We start from the raw sequence: 23087 nt of genomic DNA on the forward strand, positions 1-23087 counted from the left end.
CGGACGATCAGTCCTTGGCGCGTTCCATATAGGTGGCGCCTTCGCTGATGTTGATGACGATGCGCACGCCCGACGAGACATGCGGCGGCACCATCACGCGCTGGCCGTTCTCGACGATGGCCGGCTTGTAGGACGACGACGCGGTCTGACCCTTCACGGTCGGCTCGGTCTCGGTGATCTCCATGATCACGGTCTGCGGCAGCGACACCGATACCGGCTTGCCGTCATACAGCGCGATATCGACCTTCATGCCTTCCTGCAGCCAGACGGCCTGTTCGCCCACCACTTCGGCCGGCACGCCGACCTGCTCGTAATTCTCGACATCCATGAAGGTGTACATGTCGCCTTCGGAGAAGAGGTAGCTGAATTCGCGGGTGTCGATGAAGACACGCTCGACCGATTCCGTGGTGCGGTAGCGCTCGGTGGTCTTGATGCCGGTCGACAGGTCGCGCAGGTCGAGTTGCATCACCGGGGTGCCCTTGCCGGGCTGGATGTTCTGCGCGGTGATCACGGCCAGCAGCTTGCCGTTGATCTCGACCACGTTGCCCTTGCGGAGCTGGTTGGCATTTACCTTGGGCATGGAAGCGTATCTCCAGAAACGAACAGCGGGCCCCAGCATAAGGACCCGCTTGCGAAAAAACCGCGCGGAAACTATCAGGTTGAGACCCCCTTCTCAACCCGAGTCGCCGCGAAAAGTCGCCCTTCAGAAAGCTTTGGAACAGCAGGCCCCGTGGACGAACAGGCTCCATCTTCCGCTCCGAACTGGTGGCATCCGGCGCTTTATGCCCGGCGCCGGCCCAATCTGCTGGTCCGCCAGGCGGTTCTGCGTGCGCTGCGGGAGGCCTTCACCGGGCTGGATTTCGTCGAGGTCGAGACCCCGGCCCTGCAGGTCTCGCCCGGGCTGGAGCCGCATCTGAAGGCCTTCGGGACCACCCTGGAGCATCCCGACGGCCGCAGCCGGCCGCTCTATCTGCATACCTCGCCCGAATTCGCCATGAAGAAGCTGCTGGTGGCTGGCGAGCGGCAGCTGTTCCAGTTCGCTCCGGTCTTCCGCAACGGCGAGCGTGCGGCGACGCATCACCCGGCCTTCACCATGCTGGAATGGTACCGCGCCCAGACACCAGAGGGAAAACCGGCTGACTACCGCGCCATCATGCAGGATTGCGAAACCCTGCTGCGCCATGTCGCTGCCGTCACCGGACGGACGATGCTGCGCTGGAACGGTCACGCTGCGGATCTGATGCAGCCCTGGCAGTATCTGACGGTGACCGAGGCCTTCGCCCGGCATGCGCGGCTCGATCTGCCGGCCTGTATCGGCGCCGATCCGCTGAAGCCCGACCTCGCGCTGATGCGCGAAGCCTGTTCGCGCACCGGCATCCGCGTCGATGCCGGCGACAGCTGGGACGATCTGTATTTCCGCACGGCGCTGGAAAAGGTCGAGCCCAACCTCGGCCTCGATGCGCCCTGTATCCTGTATGACTACCCGATCCATATGGCGGCGCTCAGCCGGCCGAAGAAAGACGCGCCGCATCTGGCCGAACGCTTCGAGCTCTATGCCTGCGGCATGGAACTGGCCAATGCCTTTTCCGAACTGACCGATGCGGCCGAACAGCGCCGCCGGTTCGAGGCCGATATGGCGCTGAAAAAGCGGCTCTACGGCTACGACTATCCGATCGATGCGGATTTCCTGGCGGCCCTGGAACATGGCCTGCCCGATTGCGCCGGCATCGCGCTGGGGATCGACCGGCTGGTCATGCTGCTGACCGGCGCCAGCCGGATCGAGGAGGTGCTGTGGCTGCCGGTTTCCGAATGAACAGCGTCCGAATAATCGCCGCTTCGGCGCTCGCCCTGCTGGCCGCCGCCTGTGCGCGCGAGCCGCGGGTGGCCGCGCCGCCGCTGCCGGCACCGACCCAGCCGCAGCAGAGCCAGCAATGGATCGGCCGCGATGTGATCCAGGCCGCCTGCCTGAACGACCTGGTGGCGACGGGGGCGAAATTCGAGCTGATCGCTCAGGCCGAGGCCGGCAAGGACGGCTGCACGCTGCAGAACGGCGTGCGTCTCATCAGCACCAATGTCGAGCTGGTGAAGCCGGCGGAAATGACCTGCCCGATGGCGCTGCGCCTGATGCAGTTCGAGAAAGAGGTTTTGATGCCCGAGGCGCAGCGCGTCTTCGGCCAGCCGCTCGGCCAGATCAATCACGCCGGCGCTTTCACCTGCAAGCGCATGACCGGCAACAGCAGTCGCATCAGCGAACACGGCCATGGCCGTGCGCTGGATGTCTGGGGTTTCCTGCTGCGCGACGGCACCCGCATCTCGGTCGATCAGCATTTCCGCAGCCGCGGCCGGGAAGGCCAGTATCTGCGCGAGATCAACCGCGCTGCCTGCCGCTATTTCGCGGTCGTGCTCGGGCCCAATGCCGATTCCGCCCATGCCAAGAGCTTCCACTGGGATATCGGGCCCTGGTCCCGCTGCGGCGCCTGACGCCGCATCATCCACGATCATGTTCCTATTTCGTATTCATCCGGGGCGGGTTAAACTGCGGGCATCATGCCCCTGCCACCCCGTTCAGATGCCGATATCGCCCAGCGCGCCGCCTGGGATGCGTCCTCGCTGCGCTTTCTCTATGTCGACCTGAACAGCTTCTTCGCCAGCGTCGAGCAGCAGGACAATCCGGACCTGCGCGGCAAGCCGATCATCGTCGTGCCGGTGATGAGCGACACGACCTCGGCCATCGCCGCCTCCATCGAGGCCAAGACCTTTGGCATCAAGACTGGCACGCCGGTCTGGGAGGCGAAGGAGAAATATCCCGGCATCGCCATCGTCAATGCGCGGCACGACCGCTATGTCGCGGTCCATGACCTGATCGAGGAAGAGATCGACCGCCATATCCCGATCTTCCACACCTGGTCGATCGACGAGGCCTCCTGCGAGCTGATGGGGCCGCAGCGCCTGAAGAACAATGCCATTGCGCTGGCGCACCGCATCCGCGTCGGCCTGCGCGAGAACAAGGAGCTTGGCGAATGCATCCGATGCTCCATCGGCATCGCGCCGAACCAGTTCCTGGCCAAGCTCGCCTCCGACATGCAGAAGCCCGACGGGCTCACCATCATCGAAAAGCATGAACTGCCCGAGCGCATCCTGCCGCTCAAACTGCGCGACCTGCCGGGTATCGGCCCCAATATGGAACAGCGCCTGAATGACGCCGGCATCAGCACCATCGCCGAACTCTGGGAGCTGAAAGCCGAAGACGCGCGCCGCATCTGGGGCAGCAAGGAAGGCCCGGCCTTCATCCAGCGCATCCGCGGCATCGGCGATTACGAGCAGTCGAATGCCACGCGCAGCATCAGCCACGAGCATGTGCTGCCGCCGCAGAATCGCGATGTGGAATCCGCCTATCTGATCCTGCGGCGCCTGGGGGTGAAGGGCGGGGCGCGGCTGCGGCGCTTAGGCTTTGTCGCCGGCACGCTCGGCATCAAGGTGCGCTTCGACGATGGCGCCCGCTGGGCCACGGATTTCCGCCTCACCCAGACCCAGGACAATTTCGTCATCCTTGATGCCATCGCGCGCCTCTGGCAGCAGATGCTGGCCGAGACGAAAAAGCCGCGCGGCCGCTACATGAAGGTCGGCATGTGGCTCGGGGGCCTGGTGCGGCAGGACGAGGTGACGCTTGATCTGTTCGGCGGCGCGTCCGGGCTGGAGCAGGACGATGCCGAAGCGGCGGCGAAGCGCGCGAAGCTCTGGCAGGCGATGGATAAGCTGAACCAGAAATACGAGAAAAAGGACACGGTGCGCATCGGCCCGCTGCCGAAACACAAATCCGATTTCATGGGCGCCAAGATCGCCTTCAACCGCATCCCCAAGAAGGAAGAGTTCAAGGAATAGGGGCGGAATCGCCATTCCTTCAAAGACTTGCGACCGTTTACCGGCGGGCAGGTTTGTACCCCGGCATGTTTCGGGCTTGACGGGTCCGGCTGTCCGCCGTATCACGCTTGCCACGCCGGTCCATCGGCGTCGTGGTGATTTGGAGCCGACCGGCTTGCGGACCACGTAAAACAAACCGCTAAAGAGGTCGGGCGGTTTTCAAAAACCCCGGGCCTCATTCAGGTGCCGGGGTTTTTTGTTGCCTGTACGGAATGCAGGCGGGGAAGAGAGAGCGGTGCGATGAGCAAGAACGAGCGTGAGAAGTCCTGGCGGCCGGCCACCCAGATGGTGCGCGGCGGCCTGATGCGGACCGGCTTTGGCGAAACCTCAGAGCCGATCTTCATGACCTCGGGCTTCCGCTATGACAGCGCTGAAGCCGCCGAACGCCGCTTCCGGAACGAGGAGCCGGGCTTCGTCTACAGCCGGTTCGGCAATCCCACCGTGGAAATGTTCGAACAGCGCATGGCGCTGCTGGAAGGCGCGGAAGCCGCGCGCGCCACCGCCACCGGCATGGCGGCGGTAAATGCCGCGCTGATGTGCCAGCTTAAATCGGGCGACGAGGTGGTGTCGGCGCGCGCCGTGTTCGGCTCGATCCGCTACATCATGGAAGAGCTGCTGCCGCGCTTCGGCGTGGTCACCCACCTGGTCGACGGCACGGATATCACCGCCTGGGAACGCGCCATCACGCCGAAGACCCGCATCGTCTTCCTGGAAACCCCGGCTAACCCGACCCTGGAAGTGGTCGATCTGGCGGCCGTGGCGGCGATTGCGCATCAGCACGGTGCCCGCGTCGTGGTCGACAATGTCTTCGCCACCCCGGTGCTGCAGAAGCCGCTGCAGCTCGGTGCAGATATCGTGGTCTATTCCGCCACCAAGCATATCGACGGCCAGGGCCGCTGCTTGGGCGGCGTGATCCTCGGATCGGAGGACTTCGTCACCAACGAGCTGACCCCCTATCTGCGTCATACCGGCCCGGCTTTGAGCCCGTTCAACGCCTGGGTGATGCTGAAGGGGCTGGAAACTCTCGACCTGCGGGTGGGCCGCATGACCGATTCGGCCGCCAGACTGGCCGATGCCCTGGCGGGACACCCCGGCTTGGCCGCCCCCACCAACATTCCGGCCCTGCTGTATCCCGGCCGGGCCGACCACCCCCAGGCCGCGCTCGTCCGTAAGCAGATGAGTGCCGGCGGCAATATGCTGGCCCTGCGGGTCGGCGGCGGCAAGCCTGGGGCCTTCCGGTTTTTGAACGCCCTGAAATTGGTGGATATCTCGAATAATCTCGGCGACTCCAAAAGCCTCATCACCCATCCGGCCACCACGACGCACCAGAGGTTGAGTGCCGAGGAGCGGGCCAGGCTGGGTATCGGCGAGGACCTGCTGCGCCTCTCGGTGGGCCTGGAAGACCCGCTGGACCTGATTGAAGACCTGACTCATGCCCTTGAAAAAGCGGGCTGATCTGTTGCCGGAATGCCACAGGGGCGGGGATTCTTAAGAGTCCTGCACCTGAGGCTTTTTCGCCCGGGCACTGGTGCTGCTATAGTCCGCTCGGGTTGAGGCGTATCGGAGACCGTGTTCTGCGGGCTCCATCGTACTTTCTTTGAGGAGACTCTCGATGAACATTCGTGTCGCTCTGCTGGCTGGCGCCGCCCTTCTGGGCTTGGCTTCGGCTCCGGCCATGGCACAGCCCTATATTGGTGCCGGCCTTGGCGCTACCTGGATTGAAGACGCAGATGTGAAGAACATCGCAACCCCCGATATCGAATTCGACACCGGTTATGCCGGCCTCGTGAAGGGTGGTTATGATTTCGGTGGCGGCTGGCGCGCTGAAGGCGAACTGGGCGCGCGCAACTGGGGTGCCGACAATGCGGGCGGCGACCTCCGCGCCTACACCCTGTTCCTGAACGGTGTGTATGACTTCATGCCGAACAGCAGCTGGAGCCCCTACCTGGGCGCCGGTGTCGGTATGGTGCGCTATTCGGCCAACGGCCTGACCCGCAGCGGCGTGATCAGCGACGACCAGGACAACACCTGGGGCGTGCAGGGCATCGCCGGTGCGTGGTACGCGCTGGACAGCAACTGGCAGCTCTCGGCTGACTACCGCTACATGTACACGGGCGATGCCAGCCTCTCGACCAATACCGTTGCCAAGGTCGAGCCGGGCAACTCCAACCACACCGTCATGCTGGGCCTGACCTACAAGTTCGGCGCTCCGGCGAAGCCGATGCCGGCTGCTGCCGCTCCGGCTCCGGCTCCGGCCCCCGCTCCGATGGCTGCCGCTCCGGCGCCGGCCCCGGCTCCGCGTGCGCCTGAGACCTACATCGTCTTCTTCGCGTTCGATAAGTCGGATATCAGCCCGGTTGCGGCGCAGGTGCTTGATCGCGCCATCGCCGATTACCGCGCCACCGGTTCGACCAACGTGCGGATCGAAGGCAATGCCGATCGCTCGGGCAAGAACGACTACAACCAGCGTCTGTCGCAGCGTCGCGCCGGCTCGGTTGCGTCCTACCTGAGCTCGAAGGGCATCCCCCAGAGCGCCATCCAGACGGTTGCGAACGGCGAAGAGAAGCCGCGCGTCCCCACGGCTGACGGCGTCCGCAACGATGAAAACCGCAACGCCCAGATCTATCTGCGCAAGTAAGCAGCGGTTTAGCATTACCGGCACGGCCGCCCCGCAAGGGGCGGCCGTTGCTGTTTCCGGGCTGTAAACACCGCCTGCCGGCTGGACATTCCGGCCCTCGCTCCTAATATTTCAGGAAGGCGCCTGCCCCGGCGCGGGATTGCAGGCCATGTACAATCAGACAACGCACGACATTTCGGTCACGGTTCAGCCCATCTATCTCGACGAGCAGTCCTCGCCGGAAGAGAGCTATTACGTCTGGGCCTATAACGTGAAGATCGAGAATAGCGGCCAGGACACCGTGCAGCTGCGCAGCCGCTACTGGAAGATCACCGATGCGCGCGGCCGCGTGCAGGAGGTGCGCGGGCCCGGCGTGGTCGGCGAGCAGCCGGTGCTCGGGCCGGGCGACAGTTTCGAATATACCAGCGGCACGCCGCTGCCGACGCCGTCCGGTTTCATGGTCGGCACCTACCAGATGGTCAGCAACAATGGCGAGCAGTTCGATGTCGCCATTCCGGCCTTCTCCCTCGACAGCCCCCATGAGGCGCGGCGCGTCAACTGACGCGCAGGCCTTCATCCGTATTGATCCAGTTCAGGGTCGGCCGCGTATCAGGTCGGTCCCCATCAAGGAGTTTTATCGTGAGCAGTCTGTCGAAACAGCCGCCCGCCGGCGCCAACGATGACAATCGCCCGACCCGCGCCCAGGCCGAAGAGGCGGTGCGCACGTTGATCCGCTGGGCCGGCGACGATCCGAAGCGCGAGGGCCTGCTCGGCACGCCGGATCGCGTGGTGCGCTCCTACGAGGAATTCTTCGGCGGCTATCGCGAAGATCCGGTGAAGCTGCTGGAACGCACCTTCGAGGAAATCGACGGCTACGACGAGATGGTGGTGCTGCGCGACATTCGGCTGGAAAGCCATTGCGAGCATCATATGGTCCCGATCATCGGCAAGGCCCACGTCGCCTATCTGCCCGAGAAGCGCGTGGTTGGCATCTCCAAGATCGCCCGCGTGGTCGAGGTCTATGCCAAGCGCCTGCAGATCCAGGAGAAGCTGACCGCCCAGATCGCCAACACCTTCCAGACCGTGCTGCAGCCGCGCGGCGTGGCCGTGGTGATCGAGGCCGCCCATGAATGCATGACCACCCGCGGCGTGCATAAACACGGCGTTACCATGGTCACCAGCCATATGCTGGGCGCCTTCCGCGACGACCCGCGCACCCGGCACGAATTCCTGTCGATGATCGGCAGCGGCGGCCGGGGTGGCGGCAACGATTGACCGCGCCGGCATCCGGCCCTAAACCGGAAGCATGACGCAGATACCGCCCGCCTCACAGGCCTCGCTCGACTGGATCGCACGTCTGGTCGGCTTCGACACCACCAGCCGGCTCTCCAATCTGGAGCTGATCGACTGCATCGCCGATTATCTGGCGCAGCACGGTGTGGCCAGCGACAAGATCTTCGACGCCACCGGCAAGAAGGCGAACCTTTACGCCACGATTGGTCCCAAAGATGTCGGCGGCATCGTGCTGTCGGGCCATACCGACGTGGTGCCGGTCGACGGCCAGCCCTGGACCAGCGATCCGTTCAGGATCGTCGAAAAAGACGGCCGGCTGTTCGGTCGCGGCACCTCGGATATGAAGACCTTCATCGCGCTCTGTCTGGCGCTGCTGCCCGAGATGCTGGCCAAGCCGCTCAGCGTGCCGCTGCATTTCGCTTTTTCCTACGATGAGGAAGTCGGCTGCATCGGCGTGCACGGCATCGTCGAATTCATCAACCGCGGCGGTCCGGTGCCCAAGCTCGCCATCATCGGCGAACCCACCGACATGCTGGTGGTCAACGCGCATAAGAGCGTCTGCGCTTGCAACACCACGGTGCGCGGCTTCGAGGCGCATTCCTCCGCCACCCATCAGGGCGTCAACGCCATCCAGATGGCGGCCGAGTTGATCGCCGAGATGAACCGCATCCAGGTGGAATACCAGCAGCCCGAACATCGTAACGACCGCTTCGAGCCGCCCTACACCACCATCACGGTGGGCGAGATCCACGGTGGCACCGCGCGCAATATCCTGGCCCGAGAATGCAAGGTGGTCTGGGATATCCGCAGCGTGAAGCCCGAGCATGACACCGTCATCCTCGATCGCGTGAAACGCTATGCGGCGGACGAGCTGGTGCCGAAGATGCAGCGCATCCAGCCCAATACCGGCATCGACACCGAGATGGTGGCCTATGCGCCGGCGCTGCTGCCGGCCGAGGGCAATCCGGCCGAGACCCTGGCGCTCAAGCTGGCCGGCCAGAACCAGACCCATGCGGTGTCCTATGGCACCGAGGCTGGCATTTTCCATATCGGCGGCGTGCCGGCCGTGGTCTGCGGTCCGGGCAATATCCGCGAGGCACACAAGCCCGACGAGTTCATCGAACTCAACCAGGTCGCCGAGGGCGAGGCCTTCCTGCGCCGCCTGATTGCCTTCTGCCGCGAGCCGGGCAGCCGCTCATTCCTGGATCAGGCGTCGTAACGTCTTTGCGTAAGCGGCCGCGAAATCCGCGGCGCGGATATGGCGACCGTTCTCCACCACGCGGTGGCCGGCGACATAGACGTCTTTGATGCTTGCGCGCCGCTGTCCGGCAAAGATCCAGGCATCCAGCACGGCATCGCCGCGCTTTTCCATCAGGGCCGGCGCATCCCTGTCGAGCAGCAGGAAATCCGCGCGGCGGCCCGGCGCGATCGCGCCCATCGGCTGGCCGATGGCTTGCGCGCCGCCGGCGCTGGCCGCATCGAACAGCCGCCGTCCGGTCGAACGCTCCGGTCCGCCCGTCAGCACATTGCGGTTGCGTGAGATAAGCCGCTGCCCATATTCCAGCAAGCGCAGCTCTTCCGCCGCATCGACGCTGATATGGCTGTCCGAACCGATGCCGATGCGGCCCCCGGCGGCCAGATAGTCGACGGCGGGAAACAGCCCGTCGCCCAGATTGGCTTCGGTGGTGGGGCAGAGTCCGGCGACGGCTTTCGAAATGGCCAGCCGCCGGGTTTCATCGGCATCAAGATGGGTGGCATGCACCAGGCACCAGCGCGCATCGACCATGCCCTGGTCCAGCAGCCACTGCACCGGGCGTTTTCCCGACCAGGCGAGGCAGTCGTCCACTTCGGCCGTCTGTTCGGCGATATGGATATGGATCGGCGCGCCGGCATCGATGCGGCTCAGCGCCGCGATAGCCTCGTGCAGCATCGCGGGCGAGACGGCGCGCAGACTATGCGGCGCAATCCCCAGCCGCCGGTCGGTCCGGTTGCGAAAGGCCGGCGCCAGTGCCTGCAGCAGCCCGGCATAGGCATCGCTGTCATGCAGGAACCGCGTCTGGCGCGGCTGTGTGTCTTTCGCACCGAAGCCGCCATAGCGATACAGCACCGGCAGATGGGTGAGCGCGATGCCGCTGGCATCGGCAGCAGCCAGCACACGACGGCTCAGTTCGGCCGGATCGGCATAGGGCTGTCCGTCCGGCTGATGATGCAGGTAATGGAATTCCGCCACCGCCGTGTAGCCGGCTTCCAGCATCTCGGCATAAAGCTGGCCGGCGATGACTTCCACATCCTCAGGCGTCAGCTTCGCGGCGAAGCCATACATGGTCTCGCGCCAGGTCCAGAAGCTGTCATTACCCGGCCCGGCCCGTTCGGCAAGGCCCGCCATGGCGCGCTGGAAGGCATGGCTGTGCAGGTTGGCCAGGCCCGGCAGTACCGGACCGTCGAGAATGACGGCATCGCCCGGTGCCGAGTCCGGGGTGGCGCTGGCGATCAGGCCGGCGGCATCCACAGTGACCAGCACATCGGTGCGCCAGCCATCGGGCAGCAGGGCCTGACGCAGCAGGAAGCGAGGCATGACGGGGTCTCCCAACTTGTATATATAAGTTGGCAGAAACCGCCGCGTTCCGAAAGACGCAAGAGGCTGACGTGTCGAAGACCACCCGCGCAACCCTGTTCCTGAAACAGAAGGGCGCCCAGTTCACCGTCCATACCTACGACTACGACCCGGACGCAGACAAGGTCGGCATCCAGGCCGCCGAAGCCCTGGGCGAGCGGCCTGAGCGGGTGCTGAAAACCCTGATGGCGCTGGTCGATGGCAAGCCGGTCTGCGTGGTGGTGCCGTCCGATCGCGAGGTCTCGATGAAAAAGCTGGCTGCCGTGTTCAGCGGCAAGTCGGCCCAGATGATGAAGCCTGTCGATGCGGAGCGGGCGACCGGCTATGTCGTCGGCGGCATCAGCCCCTTCGGTCAGAAGAAACCCGCGCCCACCGCGATCGAGGAAGCCGCGCTGGTGCATGACCTCGTCTACCTGAATGGCGGTCAGCGCGGTCTGCAGGTTCGGCTCAGGCCAACGGACCTGGCCAGCCTGCTGAATGCCAAAGTGGCGGCCCTGGTCAGTGACGAGTAGCCTGCGACCCACAAGGATGGACGAGAGACAGATGGCCGAAACCTGGGACAGCGTCTGGCGCGGTGCCGACATCGCCACCATGGCCGAGACAGGCAGCGACGACAGGTTCGGCACCATCCGGAACGGTGCCATCGCGCTGAAGGACGGCCGTATCGCCTGGATCGGCCCGGCCGCCGATCTGCCCGGCGCCGGCATCGGCCACCATACCGCCGTGCATGATGTCGGCGGCGGCTGGATCACGCCGGGGCTGATCGATTGCCATACCCATCTGGTCTATGGCGGCAACCGCGCCCATGAATTCGAACTGCGGTTGAACGGTGCCACCTATGAAGAGATCGCGCGCGCTGGCGGCGGCATCCGCTCCACCGTCACGGCCACGCGCGGTGCCAGCGAAGACGCCCTGCTGGCCCAGAGCCTGCCGCGGCTGCGGGCGCTGCTGGCCGAAGGCGTCACCACGCTGGAAATCAAGTCCGGCTACGGCCTCGATCTGGACAACGAACTGAAATGCCTGCGCGTCGCCCGCCGGATGGGCGAGACGCATCCGGTGCGCATCGCCACCACGCTGCTGGCGGCCCATGCGCTGCCGCCGGAATATGCCGACGATGCCGACGGCTATATCGATCTGGTCTGCAACACGATCATTCCGGCGGCGAAGGCGGCGGGCCTTGCCGATGCGGTGGATGCCTTCTGCGAAAATATCGGCTTCACGCCGGCACAGACCCGGCGCGTGTTCGAGGCGGCGAAAGCCGCCAGCCTGCCGGTGAAGCTGCATGCGGAGCAGTTGAGCAACCTGAACGGCGCGGCGCTGGCTGCCGGCTTCCAGGCGCTGTCCGCCGATCATCTGGAGCATCTGGACGAAGCGGGTGTGCAGGCGATGGCAAAGGCCGGCACGGTCGCCGTGCTGCTGCCCGGCGCCTATTACATTCTGCGCGAAACCAAGCTGCCGCCGATCGAGCTTTTGCGCCGCCATGGCGTCGGCATCGCCATCTCCACCGACTGCAATCCCGGCACCTCGCCGGTGACCTCCATCCTGCTGATGCTGTCGATGGCCTGCACGCTGTTCCGCCTGACCCCGGCCGAGGCGCTGGCCGGCGTCACCCGCCTGGCGGCCCGGGCGCTCGGGATGGCCGACCGGGTCGGCACGCTCGAAACCGGGAAAATGGCGGATTTCGTGGTCTGGGATATCGAACGCCCGGCGGCACTGGCCTATCAGGTCGGCCTCAATCCGATTCGCCAGGTGGTGTTCGGCGGCCGTCCGCTGGCCCGGCGCGACCGTTAACCACGCAAAACCTGCGATTGCGCGGAAACCTTTTCACCCTATATCCTGTTTACGCTGCGATAACGCGCCGGAGCTATACTGGTGCAGCGCGGATACCGGAAGGTGATGCATGAACGATTGGCTGTATGTGATGGGTGGCGGTGTGATCCTGCTTTGGCTGGGCGCATGGCTGCTGCTGCATCTGGGCAATTTCGAACAGCGCATCAGCCAGATCCGCATCACGCTGGAAACCCGCATGGGCGGCATCGAGAAGCAGTTCGCCGCCTATAACAAATTCTTTGCTGAGAATGAACGCGCCTCGCAGCTCACCTATGGCGAGCTGAGCGACATCAAGAGCGACATCACTGAGATGAAGGCGCAGCTCGATGAAGTGAAGCGCGCCATCAATGTGATGGAAGTCGCGGTCAACGATCTGAAGCTGCGCAACAACGCGCGCAACCTGCGCATCGTCTGAATTCTTAAAATTACAGGTCCGGCCAGAGCTGGCGCATATCGACGGTGATCTCGTCGACGATGGCGGCGAGCAGCTGCTCGCCTTTTTCCGCCGTGGCCGTGCTCGCATCGCCGGTCGTGCCGGTGCGGTTCAGCAGGCCGCCGGGGCGTTCTTCCGGCGTGAAGCGCATCGGCAGCCGCAGGCTGAACAGCTGCGGTTCCTCGGCCAGGCCGTCGTCTTCGTCGTCTTCGTCCGCGGTCTGGCCCAGGCGGTCGAGCCGCACCAGCGCCGGCGCAATCGCCAGCATCAGCGAGGTCTCGCGCTCGTCCAGGTCCTCGGTCGAGGCGATCTGGCTGCCCAGCCGCGGCAGATCGGCGGTGGCGATGCGGATACCGTGGCGCTGCAGGATGGTCTGGGCGGCCAGCTTCAGCGGTGCTTCGGCGGCAATGCTGTTGTTGAGGATCAGGATGCGTTCGGCGCCATGGCGCAGATAGCCTTCCACGATCTCGACCACCAGCGCCTGGAAGGTGTCGGCCTCGATATGCTGGCTGCCCGGGTAATCCATGAAGGCCGGATGGAAGCCCTGGCCGATATTGGGCGCCACCAGCACCGGCAGGCTGGCCAGCAGCCGCTCGGCCACGGCCTCCGCCACCAGCCGGTCGGTGCCCAGCGGCAGATGCGGCCCATGGGCCCGGCTCGCCGCGCCAATGGGGATCACAACCGGAAAATTGTCGCCCAGCAGGTCGGCGGCTTCGGTCCAAGTCAGGTCGGCCAGGCGGTAGCCGCTGCGCGGGCGAGGGGAGGCAGTCACGATGGGATGAACACGGGTTAAGGGGAAAGGTTGCCGCCAGCTTAGCATGGGGCGCCCGCCGGCATAGATGCTTGTGGCGGAGCCGCCCCGGGCCTATGACAGGGCCATAATTTCCCAACACAGAGCCTCGCCGTGCCCCGTCCGCCCTCTGGTCGCCCTCCGTCCGGCCGCCCGTCTTCGAGCCGCCCGTCCTCCGGTCGCCCGGCTTCTGCTCGTCCGTCCGCCAGCCGTTCCGCCGAGGGCCGGCCTGCCAAGGATCGTCCCGGCAAGCCCGGTGCAAAACCTGGCGCCAAGGCCGGGTTCAAGCCCGGCGCCAAAGCGGCCAGCTTCAAACCCGGCGGCAAACCGGGCCAGAAGCCCGACCGCCGCCCGGAGCGACCCGCGCCGCAGCGTGCCGTGGAAGAGCCGCGCACCGACGGCCACCGCACCGACCGGCCGCAGAAACGGCCCAAGCCCGATACGCGCCATCCCGACGACCGTCATCCGGGCGGCCGCAGTTTCGGCGGCAAGCCCGCCCGCGCCGCCCGCGATGATGGCCGTGGTGAACGCGAGACCCGCGACGAGCGTCCGCGTCGCGAAGACCGGGGCCGCGAAGACCGTGGCCATGGAGAGCGGGGCCATGGAGAGCGGGGCCGCTGGGAAGAGCGCTCGGCCTTCCGCCCGGATCGTCCGGAGCGCGCCGGCAAACCGGCCCGCACCAGCAACCTGCGACCGATGGGCAGCCGCAAGGTGGCCGAGGGCGCCATCGCCCTGCTGGACGCGATCTCGTCCAGCCGCGAGCCGGCCGACCGCGTGCGCCATAAATGGATGCGCGAGCATCATCGCGGCTTCGACGAAGCCGAGCGCGATGCGCTGATCCAGCTGAGCGAGGATGTGCTGCGCCTGCGCGGCCGTATTGACTGGTGGATCACGCAGGGGAAAACCGCGCTGCCGCCCGACAATCATCTGCGGTTGGCCGCCTATCGCATCCTGCAGATGGGCGCCAAGACCGATGGCCTGCTGCCGCTGTTCCCGCCCGATGACGCCATCGAGGCGCTGCTGCGCCGGCTGGAAGGCCATACGCTGGAACATCCCGACATGCCGCAGTCGGCGCGCGCCAGCGTACCCGAATGGATCATGCCGCTGCTCAAGCAGCGTTTCGGCGCCGATCTGGAACTGGAACTGGCGGCGATGCTGCGCCCGGCGCCGCTGGATCTGCGCGTCAATATCCTGAAGACCACGCGGCCGGCGGCCAGCGCCCGTCTGCAGTCGGAAGGGCTGCAGAGTCAGCCGACGCCTTTCTCACCGATGGGGCTGCGGCTGTCGCCGCGCGCCTATGCCAACAACACCCAAAGCTATGCCGACGGCCTGGTCGAGCCGCAGGACGAGGGCTCGCAGCTCGCCGCCCAGCTGGTCGATGCGAAAGACGCGAAATTCGTCGTCGATTTCTGCGCCGGCGCCGGCGGCAAGACGCTGGTGCTGGCGGCGGCGATGAAGAACAACGGCCGCCTGGTGGCGATGGATGTGAATGTCGGCCGCCTCACTCAGGCCAAGCTGCGGCTGCGTCGCGCCGGCGTGCACAATGCCGAGACGCGCGAGCTGGAAACCAAATGGCTCAAGCGTCAGGCCGGCAAGGCCGACCGCGTGCTGGTCGATGCACCCTGCACCGGCAGTGGCACCTGGCGGCGCAAACCGGATGCCAAATGGCGGCTGGAGCAGCGCGACCTCGACGAGCTGGTGCCGCGTCAGGCCGAGATTCTGGATCGCGCCGCTAAACTGGTGCAGCCCGGCGGCCGCCTGGTCTATGTCACCTGTTCGGTGCTGAAGCCGGAGAACGAGGACCAGGTCGACGCCTTCATGAAGCGCCATCCGGAGTTCAGGATCGTGTCGGTGACCCAGGCCTGGGCCGAGGCCATTGGCGGTGCCTGTCCGGTGCCGGGACCCTATCTCAGTCTGTCACCCGGCCGCCATGGCACCGACGGCTTCTTTGCCGCGGTTCTTGTGCGTGACGCCTGAGCGGGTATCCAGCCAGCGGGTGAGGAAGCCGTCCAGCCAGGCGGCGATGCCGGCATCGTATTTGGCGCAGTTGGCGCGCAGCAGGTCGCGCGCCTGCGCGCCCGGCAGCACCAGGCGATGGCCGGCCATCTTGGCCCAGCGTTCCATCACGACCGGCGTCACTTCCGGGTGGAACTGCAGGCCGAAGGCGGTGTTGCCGATGCGCATGGCCTGGTTGGGGAACCAGCCGGTGGCGGCCAGCCGCACGGCGCCGCGCGGCAGCTCGAAACCCTCGCCATGCCACTGGAAGATATGCAGCTGTTCGGGAAACAGCGCGCGGCCTTTCGGTGTCGCCTTCACCGGGTAATAGCCGATCTCGTGCCAGCCATCGGGATGCGGCGCCACTTTGGCGCCGCCGGCGCGCGCCAGCAGCTGGGCGCCGAGGCAGACGCCCAGATAGGGCTTGCCGCTCGCCACCGCCTTGGGGATGAACTCCAGCTCGCGGCGGATGAAATCCAGATGATCGTCATTGGCCGACATCGGCCCGCCGAACACCACGCAGCCGGCATGGTTGTCCATGCTGCCGGGCAGCTCCTGACCCAGGCAGGGCCGGCGGATGTCGAGGTGGTAGCCGCGGCTGCGCAGCATCTCGCCGATGCGGCCCGGATCGGAGCTTTCCTGGTGAACGATCACTAGGATGGCGGGCGATTCAGGATGGGCGGCAGAATCCATGCGTCTTACTATGCCGCGCGTCGCCAGCGCTGACCAGATGCTTCTGCGTGACGGCGGCCACAGGGCGCCGTCACCCCGGTTGGCTCGCCAGGCAGTTACTGCGCGGTAATGCCGCCATCCAGCACGAATTCCGTACCGGTGACGAATTTCGATTCATCCGAGGCCAGATAGAGGATGCAGTTGGCGACGTCGATCGGCTCGCCCAGACGGCCGAGCGGCACCTGCGCCTCCAGCTTGCGCCGGCGCTCCTCAGGGTCGCCGCCGGCATAGATCATGCTCTGCACCATCGGCGTGTCGATGAAGGTGGGATGCACCGAGTTGCAGCGGATGTCGTATTTGCGCTTGGCGCAATGCAGCGCCGTGGTCTTGGCCAGCATGCGGGCCGCGGCCTTCGAGGTGTTGTAGGCCGACATGTTATGGCCGGCGATGATTCCCGAGACCGACGAGATGATGATGATCGAGCCCGGCGCATGGGCCTTCATGCGCGGCAGGCCGTGCTTGATGCCGAGGAAGGGGCCGTGCAGGTTCACGTTATGCACGAAATGCCATTCCTCGACGCTGATGTCTTCCACGCTTTTCATCACGCCGACGCCGGCGGAATGCACCATCACGTTCAGCTTGCCGAACGCGGCGTCCACCACATCCAGCGCCGCGATCCACTGCTGCTCGCTGGTGACATCCAGGCTGATGGCGATGGCGTTCTTGCCGATCTTGTCGGCGACTTCGCGGGCGCCATCCAGGTTGCGGTCGGCGATGGCGACTTTCGCGCCTTCGGCCGCCAGCAGCTCGGCCGTGGCTTTCCCCAGACCGGACGCACCGCCGGTGATCAGCGCGACTTTGTTGGCTACGCGGGCCATGGCTTCCTCCTGTTATCTTTGCCGGGAGGATAGCCGGGTTTTGCGGGAGCGGGCAAATATGCCCTAACGGAAAGGTCAGTCCGCCTCGGCGATCTTGGCGCGCAGGTCGGCGGCGGCCAGCGCCTTCAGCAGGTCTTCCAGATGCGCCCGGTCGCGGGCTTCCACCACAAACTCGATCTCGGTCGATTTGGCCGAGGCCAGGGTGAACAGGCGCTGATGCGCCACCTCCACGATATTCACGCCCGCCGCCCCGATCACGCCGGAGGCTTTCGCCAGCCGGCCCGGCGCGTCGTCGGTGGTGACGATGATGCGGGCCAGCCGGCCGTCGCGCACCAGGCCGCGCATCAGGATGCTGGCCAGCAGGCGGGTATCGATATTGCCGCCGGTGATCACCACGCCCACATGGCGGTCGCGGAACCGTTCCGGCTGGGTCATCAGCGCGGCGAGGCCGGCAGCACCTGCGCCCTCGGCCACGGTCTTCTCGATCTCCACCAGCGCCACGATGGCGCGTTCGATATCGGCCTCGCGCGCGATCAGCACGTCGTCCACCAGGCGGCGCGCCACATCCATCGGCGCATGGCCGATATCGCGCACGCTGATGCCCTCGGCAATCGAGATGCCGCCGACACTGACGGGAAGATTGTGCATCTGCTGGTACATCGCGGTGTAAAGCTCGCCTTCGACACCGAAGATGCGCAGATCGGGCTTCAGCGATTTCGCCGCGGTGGCGATGCCGGCGATCAGCCCGCCGCCGCCGACCGGCACCAGCAGGTCCTGGATGCTCGGCGCCTGTTGCAGCATCTCCAGCACCGCCGTGCCCTGGCCGGCGATGATGGCGGGATCGTCATAGGGATGCACGAAGACCAGATTCTGTTCGGCCGCCAGCGCATGGGCCTTCTCGGCGGATTCCGCCAGCGTCTCGCCTTCCAGCACCACCTGGGCGCCGAAGGCGCGCACATGGCGGATTTTCACAAAGGGCGTGATCTTCGGCATCACGATGGTGGCGGGAATCCCCAGACGCCCCGCATGATAGGCCACGCCCTGGGCATGGTTGCCGGCCGACATGGCAATCACGCCGCGCTTGCGCTCGGCCTCGGAGAGCTGCAGCAGCTTGTTCAGCGCGCCGCGCTCCTTGAAGCTCGCCGTGAACTGGTGGTTCTCGAATTTCAGCCAGACCTGCGCCCCGGTCAGGTCCGACAGCGTGCGCGAATGCTGGCAGGGCGTTTCCGCCACGGCCCCGCGGATGCGCTCGGCGGCGGCGCGCACATCGGCAAGCGTAACGGTCGGGGCAAGGCTGGTCATGGCGGGCAGGGTCCTGAAGGTGTTGATTTCACGAGTATAATCGAGGTGGGGGCAGGGGTCACGGGCGATCCATTCGGCTTTCGCTTGGCGGATTGGTCCGCTGGCGCTAGCCTGCGGCCCATGCAGACGCCGCAGGCCGCCGAACCGCCGGTTTTCGAGATCATGCTGAAGCCGCACCGCTCGCTCGGGCCGCGCGGCTTCATCATCCTCATCACCTTTGTCGCGCTGGTGAATTTCGCCGCCGGCCTGGCCTTCTGGCTGCTCGGTGCCTGGCCGATCTTCGCCTTCTGCGGCGCCGATATCGTGCTGGTCTGGCTCGCCTTCAAATACAGCTATCGCCAGGCCCGGGCGCGGGAATATATCCGGCTGGAGCGCGAGGCGCTGGTGGTCCGCCGCACCGACCTGAATGGCCGCGAGAAGATCTGGCGCCTGCAGCCCTATTGGCTGCGGGTCGAATGCGATGACGAGGATGACAGCGCGAAACTACGGGTCTGGAGCCATGGCCGGGCGCTGACGTTGGGTGCCTTCCTCAGCCCCCACGAACGCCGGGTGCTGGCGGAAGCGCTGCGTGAGGCGCTGTGGCGCTGGCGTCAGCCGCCTGATGCCGGATTACGGCCGCTGGAAACTGCCTGAGCCGCAAACAGTCCGGCCGTTAAAGCCCCAGCACGTCGGCCATGCGGTAGAAGCCCGGCGCCTTGCCCTTGGTCCACATCGCCGCGCGCACCGCGCCACGCGCGAAGATGCCACGGTCGGTCGCCTTGTGGGTCAGCTCGATGCGTTCGTTGTCGGCGGCAAAGATTACGCTGTGCTCGCCAGCGACATTGCCGCCGCGCAGCGCCGCAAAACCGATATCGCCCTTCTTGCGGGCGCCGGTGATGCCGTCGCGGCCGCGGTCGGCGATCTGTTCCAGCGGCTTGCCGCGGCCGAGGGCTGCCATCTCGCCCAGCATGATGGCGGTGCCCGATGGCGCATCCACCTTCATGCGGTGATGCATCTCGACGATCTCGATATCCCAGTCCTCGCCGAGCGAGGCCGCCACCTGGCGGGTCAGGCCGGCCAGCAGGTTGACGCCCAGGCTCATGTTGTAGCTCTGCACCACGGCGCAGTGATGCGCGGCCTTGTTCAGCGCCTCGAAATGCTCGGGCTCCAGTCCCGTCGTGCCGACGATATAGCCGGTCCTGCCCTGGGCCGCCAAAGCCGCATGCTGCGGCAGCAGCGCCGGGATGGTGAAATCCAGCACGGCATCCACGGTGCCGAACATCTGGGCGGCATCGTCGATGATGGCCACGCCGGTGGCGCCGCTGCCGGCGATCAGGCCGGGATCCTTGCCGAGGAATTCAGAACCGGGGCGCTCGGTGCCGCCGGCGAGTTCGGCGCCCGGCGTGGCGGCGATCTCGCGCACCATGGCCTGGCCCATGCGGCCGGCAATGCCGACGATGCCGATGCGAACTGCGGACATGAGACTTCCCCGTGCAGACTGGCGAAACAGGCCGGCAGTCTAGCAGGGCAAAAGGCGAGGGGCTACTCGGCCCCGCTTACTCGGCCTTGCCGCCGAGCATCTCCTTCACCTTGTCGAAGAAGCCGGTGCTTTCCGGGCTGCTGACTTCGCCGTCCAGCTTGGCGAACTGTTCCAGCAGCTCGCGCTGCTGCTTGCTCAGCTTGACCGGCGTTTCCACCATCACCTGGATATAGAGGTCGCCATGGCCGGCGCCGAAGCCCGACTGCTGCAGTGAGGGCATGCCCTTGCCGCGCAGGCGGAACTGCTTGCCGGTCTGGCTGCCTTCGGGAATGGTGATGCGGGCCTTGCCGCCGTCCAGCGTCGGCACTTCCACGCTGCCGCCCAGCGCCGCCGTGGTCATCGAGACCGGCACGCGGCAATGCAGATGTTGGCCCTCGCGGCGGAACAGCCGGTGCGGCTGCACGCTGAGGAAGACATAGAGGTCGCCGGCCGCGCCGCCGCGGATGCCGGCCTCGCCCTCGCCGGACAGGCGGATGCGGTTGCCTTCATCCACGCCCGGCGGGATGTCGACGCTCAAGGTCTTTTCCTTGTGCACGCGACCGGCGCCGCCGCAGACCTTGCAGGGCTTCTCGATCACGCGGCCGGCGCCGCCGCAGGTGGGGCAGGCGCGTTCGATGGTGAAGAAGCCCTGCTGGGCGCGCACCTTGCCATGGCCCTTGCAGGTCGGGCAGGCGATCGGCTGCGCGCCGGCCTCGGCGCCCGAGCCGTCGCAGGACTCGCAGGAGATCGAGGTCGGCACGCGAATCTGCGCCGCCTTGCCGCGATAGCAGTCTTCCAGGGTGATTTCGAGATTGTAGCGTAGATCCGAGCCGCGATTGGCATTGCCGCGTCCGCCGCGCTGGCCGCCGCCGCCCATGAACTCGCCGAACAGGTCGTCGAAGATGTCGGAGAAGGAGGTGAAGTCGAAGCCGCCGCCGCCCGGCCCGCCGCCACGGCCGCCCTCGAAGGCGGCATGGCCATACTGGTCATAGGCCGCGCGCTTCTGGTCGTCTTTGAGGATTTCGTAGGCTTCGCTGACTTCCTTGAACTTGTGCTCGGCTTCGGCATCGCCCGGATTGCGGTCGGGATGATGCTGCATCGCCAGTTTGCGGAAAGCCTTTTTCAGGTCTTCCGCATTGGCGGTCTTCGCAACGCCAAGGACGTCGTAATAATCGCGCTTCGCCATTCAATCAGTCCCGGGCTCAGGCCCATTCCCCACAGGCCATATGGCCCCGTAAGCGAAACCGGGCGCCGCATGGTTGGCGGCGCCCGGCTCTCCGGTTGCCCGGTGTTACTTCTTTTTCTTGTCGTCTTTCACTTCTTCGAAGTCGGCATCGACGATGCCGTCTTCCTTTTTCGGTTCGGCCGAGGCGCCGGCCGGCTGTTCGCTGCCAGGCTGACCGGCATCGCCGCCGGCCGTTTCCTGGCTCTTGTACAGGGCCTCGCCCAGCTTCATGGCGATCTGGCTCAGGCTTGTCGCCTTGGCCTTGATGCCGTCGCTGTCGTTTTCCTCGATCGCCTTCTTCAGCTCGACGATGGCGGCTTCGGCTTCGGTCTTTTCAGCAACCGGAGCCTTGTCGCCCAGATCGGCGATGGTCTTCTCGGTGGTGTGGATCAGGGCTTCGGCCTGGTTCTTCACTTCCACAGCTTCGCGCCGCTTCTTGTCTTCGGCGGCATTCTCCTCGGCGTCACGCACCATCTTCTTGATGTCGTCTTCCGAGAGACCGCCCGAGGCCTGGATGCGGATCTGCTGTTCCTTGCCGGTGCCCTTGTCCTTGGCCGAGACATGCACGATGCCGTTGGCGTCGATGTCGAAGGTGACCTCGATCTGCGGCACGCCGCGCGGCGCCGACGGGATGCCGACCAGGTCGAACTGGCCCAGCATCTTGTTGTCGGCGGCCATCTCGCGCTCGCCCTGGAAGACCCGGATCGTCACCGCGCCCTGGTTGTCCTCGGCGGTGGAGAAGACCTGGCTCTTCTTGGTCGGGATGGTGGTGTTGCGCTCGATCAGCTTGGTGAACACGCCGCCCAGCGTCTCGATGCCGAGCGAGAGAGGCGTGACGTCGAGCAGCAGCACGTCCTTGACGTCGCCCTGCAGCACGCCGGCCTGGATGGCGGCGCCGATGGCGACGACTTCATCCGGGTTGACGCCCTTGTGCGGCTCGCGGCCAAACAGCTGCTTCACCACCTCAATGACCTTGGGCATGCGGCTCATGCCGCCGACCAGCACCACTTCGTCTATATCGCCGGCCGACAGGTCGGCGTCTTTCAGAGCCTTCTTGCAGGGCTCGACGGTGCGCTGGATCAGGTCATCGACCAGGGCTTCCAGCTTGGCGCGGGTCAGCTTCATCACCAGATGCTTCGGACCCGAGGCATCGGCGGTGATGAAGGGCAGGTTGATTTCGGTCTGCGTCGCCGACGACAGCTCGATCTTGGCCTTTTCGCCGGCTTCCTTCAGGCGCTGCAGCGCCAGACGGTCGTTGCGCAGGTCGATGCCCTGCTCTTTTTTGAACTCGGTCGCCAGATAGTCGACGATGCGCAGATCGAAGTCTTCGCCGCCGAGGAAGGTGTCGCCGTTGGTCGAGCGCACTTCGAAGACGCCGTCGCCGATCTCCAGGATCGAGACGTCGAAGGTGCCGCCGCCAAGATCGTAGACGGCGATCTTCTTACCGTCGCTGGTCTTGTCGAGGCCATAGGCCAGCGCCGCAGCCGTCGGCTCGTTGATGATGCGCAGCACTTCAAGGCCGGCGATTCGCCCGGCGTCTTTCGTCGCCTGGCGCTGGGCGTCGTTGAAGTAGGCCGGCACGGTGATGACGGCCTGGGTGACGGTCTCGCCGAGGAAGCTCTCGGCGGTTTCCTTCATCTTCTGCAGGATGAAGGCCGAGACCTGGCTCGGGCTGTATTTCTTGTCCTGGACTTCCACCCAGGCGTCGCCGTTGTCGCCCTTGGCCACCTTGTAGGGGACCATTTCGGTGAAGCGGCGGGTCGCGTCATCGCTGTAGGCGCGGCCGATCAGGCGCTTCACGGCGAAGAGCGTGTTTTCCGGATTGGTGACCGCCTGGCGCTTGGCCGGCTGGCCGACGAGGCGCTCGCCGTCCTTGGAGAAGGCAACCATCGACGGCGTGGTGCGCGCGCCTTCGGCGTTCTCGATCACTTTCGGATTTTTGCCATCCATGATGGCGATGCAGGAATTGGTGGTACCCAGGTCGATGCCAATGACTTTGGCCATAGTCTCACTCCTTTA

Annotated in this window: 22 protein-coding genes and 1 riboswitch; of the genes, 13 read left to right on the top strand and 9 right to left on the bottom strand. The window is 65.7% G+C overall.

Annotation, left to right across the window (positions count from 1 at the left end; translation table 11 throughout):
- Positions 1–7 precede the first annotated feature (7 nt).
- Entirely contained in the window at positions 8–580 is a 573-nt protein-coding gene (efp, locus tag AC1ROB_RS07805; protein WP_492971762.1) for an elongation factor P, read from the bottom strand.
- A gap of 150 nt (positions 581–730) precedes the next feature.
- Here efp and epmA point away from each other — a divergent pair, with 150 nt between their 5' ends.
- The 8 genes from epmA (at position 731) to argE (ending at position 9050) form a co-directional block, all read left to right on the top strand.
- Positions 731–1813 carry an EF-P lysine aminoacylase EpmA gene (gene epmA, locus AC1ROB_RS07810; RefSeq protein WP_492971761.1) on the top strand — a complete coding sequence of 361 codons (1083 nt, stop codon included), beginning with the start codon at positions 731–733 and terminating at the stop codon, positions 1811–1813.
- Positions 1810–2481 carry an extensin-like domain-containing protein gene (locus tag AC1ROB_RS07815; RefSeq protein ID WP_492971760.1) on the top strand — a complete coding sequence of 224 codons (672 nt, stop codon included), beginning with the start codon at positions 1810–1812 and terminating at the stop codon, positions 2479–2481. Before epmA ends, AC1ROB_RS07815 begins: the two co-directional genes overlap by 4 nt.
- Positions 2482–2547: 66 nt before the next feature.
- Complete coding sequence (locus AC1ROB_RS07820; protein ID WP_492971759.1) at positions 2548–3882, top strand: DNA polymerase Y family protein; 1335 nt, start codon at positions 2548–2550, stop codon at positions 3880–3882.
- A gap of 121 nt (positions 3883–4003) precedes the next feature.
- A riboswitch (SAM riboswitch) is annotated at positions 4004–4085 on the top strand.
- 76 nt (positions 4086–4161) lie between these two features.
- On the top strand, positions 4162–5376 hold the full coding sequence (gene metZ / locus AC1ROB_RS07825; protein WP_492971758.1) for an O-succinylhomoserine sulfhydrylase: 1215 nt from the start codon (positions 4162–4164) through the stop codon (positions 5374–5376).
- A gap of 157 nt (positions 5377–5533) precedes the next feature.
- Positions 5534–6559, top strand: a complete 1026-nt coding sequence (locus AC1ROB_RS07830; RefSeq protein WP_492971757.1) for an OmpA family protein — start codon at positions 5534–5536, stop codon at positions 6557–6559.
- Between the two features lie 148 nt (positions 6560–6707).
- Positions 6708–7100: a Co2+/Mg2+ efflux protein ApaG gene (gene apaG / locus AC1ROB_RS07835; RefSeq protein ID WP_492971756.1), complete on the top strand. Its 393-nt coding sequence runs from the start codon at positions 6708–6710 to the stop codon at positions 7098–7100.
- A gap of 77 nt (positions 7101–7177) precedes the next feature.
- Positions 7178–7813, top strand: coding sequence for a GTP cyclohydrolase I FolE (gene folE, locus AC1ROB_RS07840; RefSeq protein ID WP_492971755.1), 636 nt, complete (start codon positions 7178–7180; stop codon positions 7811–7813).
- A gap of 31 nt (positions 7814–7844) precedes the next feature.
- Positions 7845–9050, top strand: a complete 1206-nt coding sequence (argE, locus tag AC1ROB_RS07845) for an acetylornithine deacetylase (RefSeq protein WP_492971754.1) — start codon at positions 7845–7847, stop codon at positions 9048–9050.
- On the opposite strand, the gene AC1ROB_RS07850 is transcribed toward argE, so the two are convergent.
- The gene (locus AC1ROB_RS07850; RefSeq protein ID WP_492971753.1) at positions 9027–10406 is read right to left on the bottom strand and encodes a formimidoylglutamate deiminase; all 1380 of its coding nucleotides are present in this window, start codon (positions 10404–10406) and stop codon (positions 9027–9029) included. The genes argE and AC1ROB_RS07850 overlap by 24 nt on opposite strands.
- 71 nt (positions 10407–10477) lie before the next feature.
- On the opposite strand from AC1ROB_RS07850, the gene ybaK reads away from it, so the two are divergent.
- The 3 genes from ybaK (at position 10478) to AC1ROB_RS07865 (ending at position 12690) form a co-directional block, all read left to right on the top strand.
- The gene (ybaK, locus tag AC1ROB_RS07855; RefSeq protein WP_492971752.1) at positions 10478–10957 is read left to right on the top strand and encodes a Cys-tRNA(Pro) deacylase; all 480 of its coding nucleotides are present in this window, start codon (positions 10478–10480) and stop codon (positions 10955–10957) included.
- 31 nt (positions 10958–10988) lie between these two features.
- The gene (gene hutI, locus AC1ROB_RS07860) at positions 10989–12236 is read left to right on the top strand and encodes an imidazolonepropionase (RefSeq protein ID WP_492971751.1); all 1248 of its coding nucleotides are present in this window, start codon (positions 10989–10991) and stop codon (positions 12234–12236) included.
- 109 nt (positions 12237–12345) lie between these two features.
- Entirely contained in the window at positions 12346–12690 is a 345-nt protein-coding gene (locus AC1ROB_RS07865) for a hypothetical protein (RefSeq protein WP_492971750.1), read from the top strand.
- 10 nt (positions 12691–12700) lie between these two features.
- On the opposite strand, the gene AC1ROB_RS07870 is transcribed toward AC1ROB_RS07865, so the two are convergent.
- The gene (locus AC1ROB_RS07870) at positions 12701–13480 is read right to left on the bottom strand and encodes a creatininase family protein (protein ID WP_492971749.1); all 780 of its coding nucleotides are present in this window, start codon (positions 13478–13480) and stop codon (positions 12701–12703) included.
- A 132-nt stretch (positions 13481–13612) separates the two neighbouring features.
- Here AC1ROB_RS07870 and AC1ROB_RS07875 point away from each other — a divergent pair, with 132 nt between their 5' ends.
- On the top strand, positions 13613–15475 hold the full coding sequence (locus tag AC1ROB_RS07875) for an RsmB/NOP family class I SAM-dependent RNA methyltransferase (RefSeq protein ID WP_492971748.1): 1863 nt from the start codon (positions 13613–13615) through the stop codon (positions 15473–15475).
- Here the strand turns inward: AC1ROB_RS07875 and AC1ROB_RS07880 are convergent.
- The 3 genes from AC1ROB_RS07880 to AC1ROB_RS07890 form a co-directional block, all read right to left on the bottom strand.
- Positions 15416–16186, bottom strand: coding sequence for a glutamine amidotransferase-related protein (locus AC1ROB_RS07880; protein ID WP_492971747.1), 771 nt, complete (start codon positions 16184–16186; stop codon positions 15416–15418). The two genes, AC1ROB_RS07875 and AC1ROB_RS07880, sit on opposite strands and share 60 nt — an antisense overlap.
- A gap of 95 nt (positions 16187–16281) precedes the next feature.
- Entirely contained in the window at positions 16282–17043 is a 762-nt protein-coding gene (locus AC1ROB_RS07885; protein WP_492971746.1) for a glucose 1-dehydrogenase, read from the bottom strand.
- A gap of 75 nt (positions 17044–17118) precedes the next feature.
- Positions 17119–18345 carry a threonine ammonia-lyase gene (locus tag AC1ROB_RS07890; RefSeq protein ID WP_492971745.1) on the bottom strand — a complete coding sequence of 409 codons (1227 nt, stop codon included), beginning with the start codon at positions 18343–18345 and terminating at the stop codon, positions 17119–17121.
- Positions 18346–18465: 120 nt separating this feature from the next.
- Between AC1ROB_RS07890 and AC1ROB_RS07895 the strand changes: the two genes are divergently transcribed.
- Entirely contained in the window at positions 18466–18978 is a 513-nt protein-coding gene (locus tag AC1ROB_RS07895; protein ID WP_492971744.1) for a DUF2244 domain-containing protein, read from the top strand.
- A gap of 19 nt (positions 18979–18997) precedes the next feature.
- Here the strand turns inward: AC1ROB_RS07895 and dapB are convergent, their stop codons facing one another.
- The 3 genes from dapB to dnaK all read right to left on the bottom strand — a co-directional run bounded on the left by dapB (position 18998) and on the right by dnaK (position 23072).
- Complete coding sequence (dapB, locus tag AC1ROB_RS07900) at positions 18998–19804, bottom strand: 4-hydroxy-tetrahydrodipicolinate reductase (RefSeq protein WP_492971743.1); 807 nt, start codon at positions 19802–19804, stop codon at positions 18998–19000.
- A 76-nt stretch (positions 19805–19880) separates the two neighbouring features.
- Positions 19881–21029: a molecular chaperone DnaJ gene (dnaJ, locus tag AC1ROB_RS07905; protein WP_492971742.1), complete on the bottom strand. Its 1149-nt coding sequence runs from the start codon at positions 21027–21029 to the stop codon at positions 19881–19883.
- A 105-nt stretch (positions 21030–21134) separates the two neighbouring features.
- Positions 21135–23072 (bottom strand): molecular chaperone DnaK, encoded by a 1938-nt coding sequence (gene dnaK, locus AC1ROB_RS07910; RefSeq protein WP_492971741.1) that lies wholly within the window; start codon positions 23070–23072, stop codon positions 21135–21137.
- Positions 23073–23087: the final 15 nt, after the last annotated feature.

It is taken from the genome of Ferrovibrio sp. GW821-FHT12F09, from assembly GCF_058806775.1.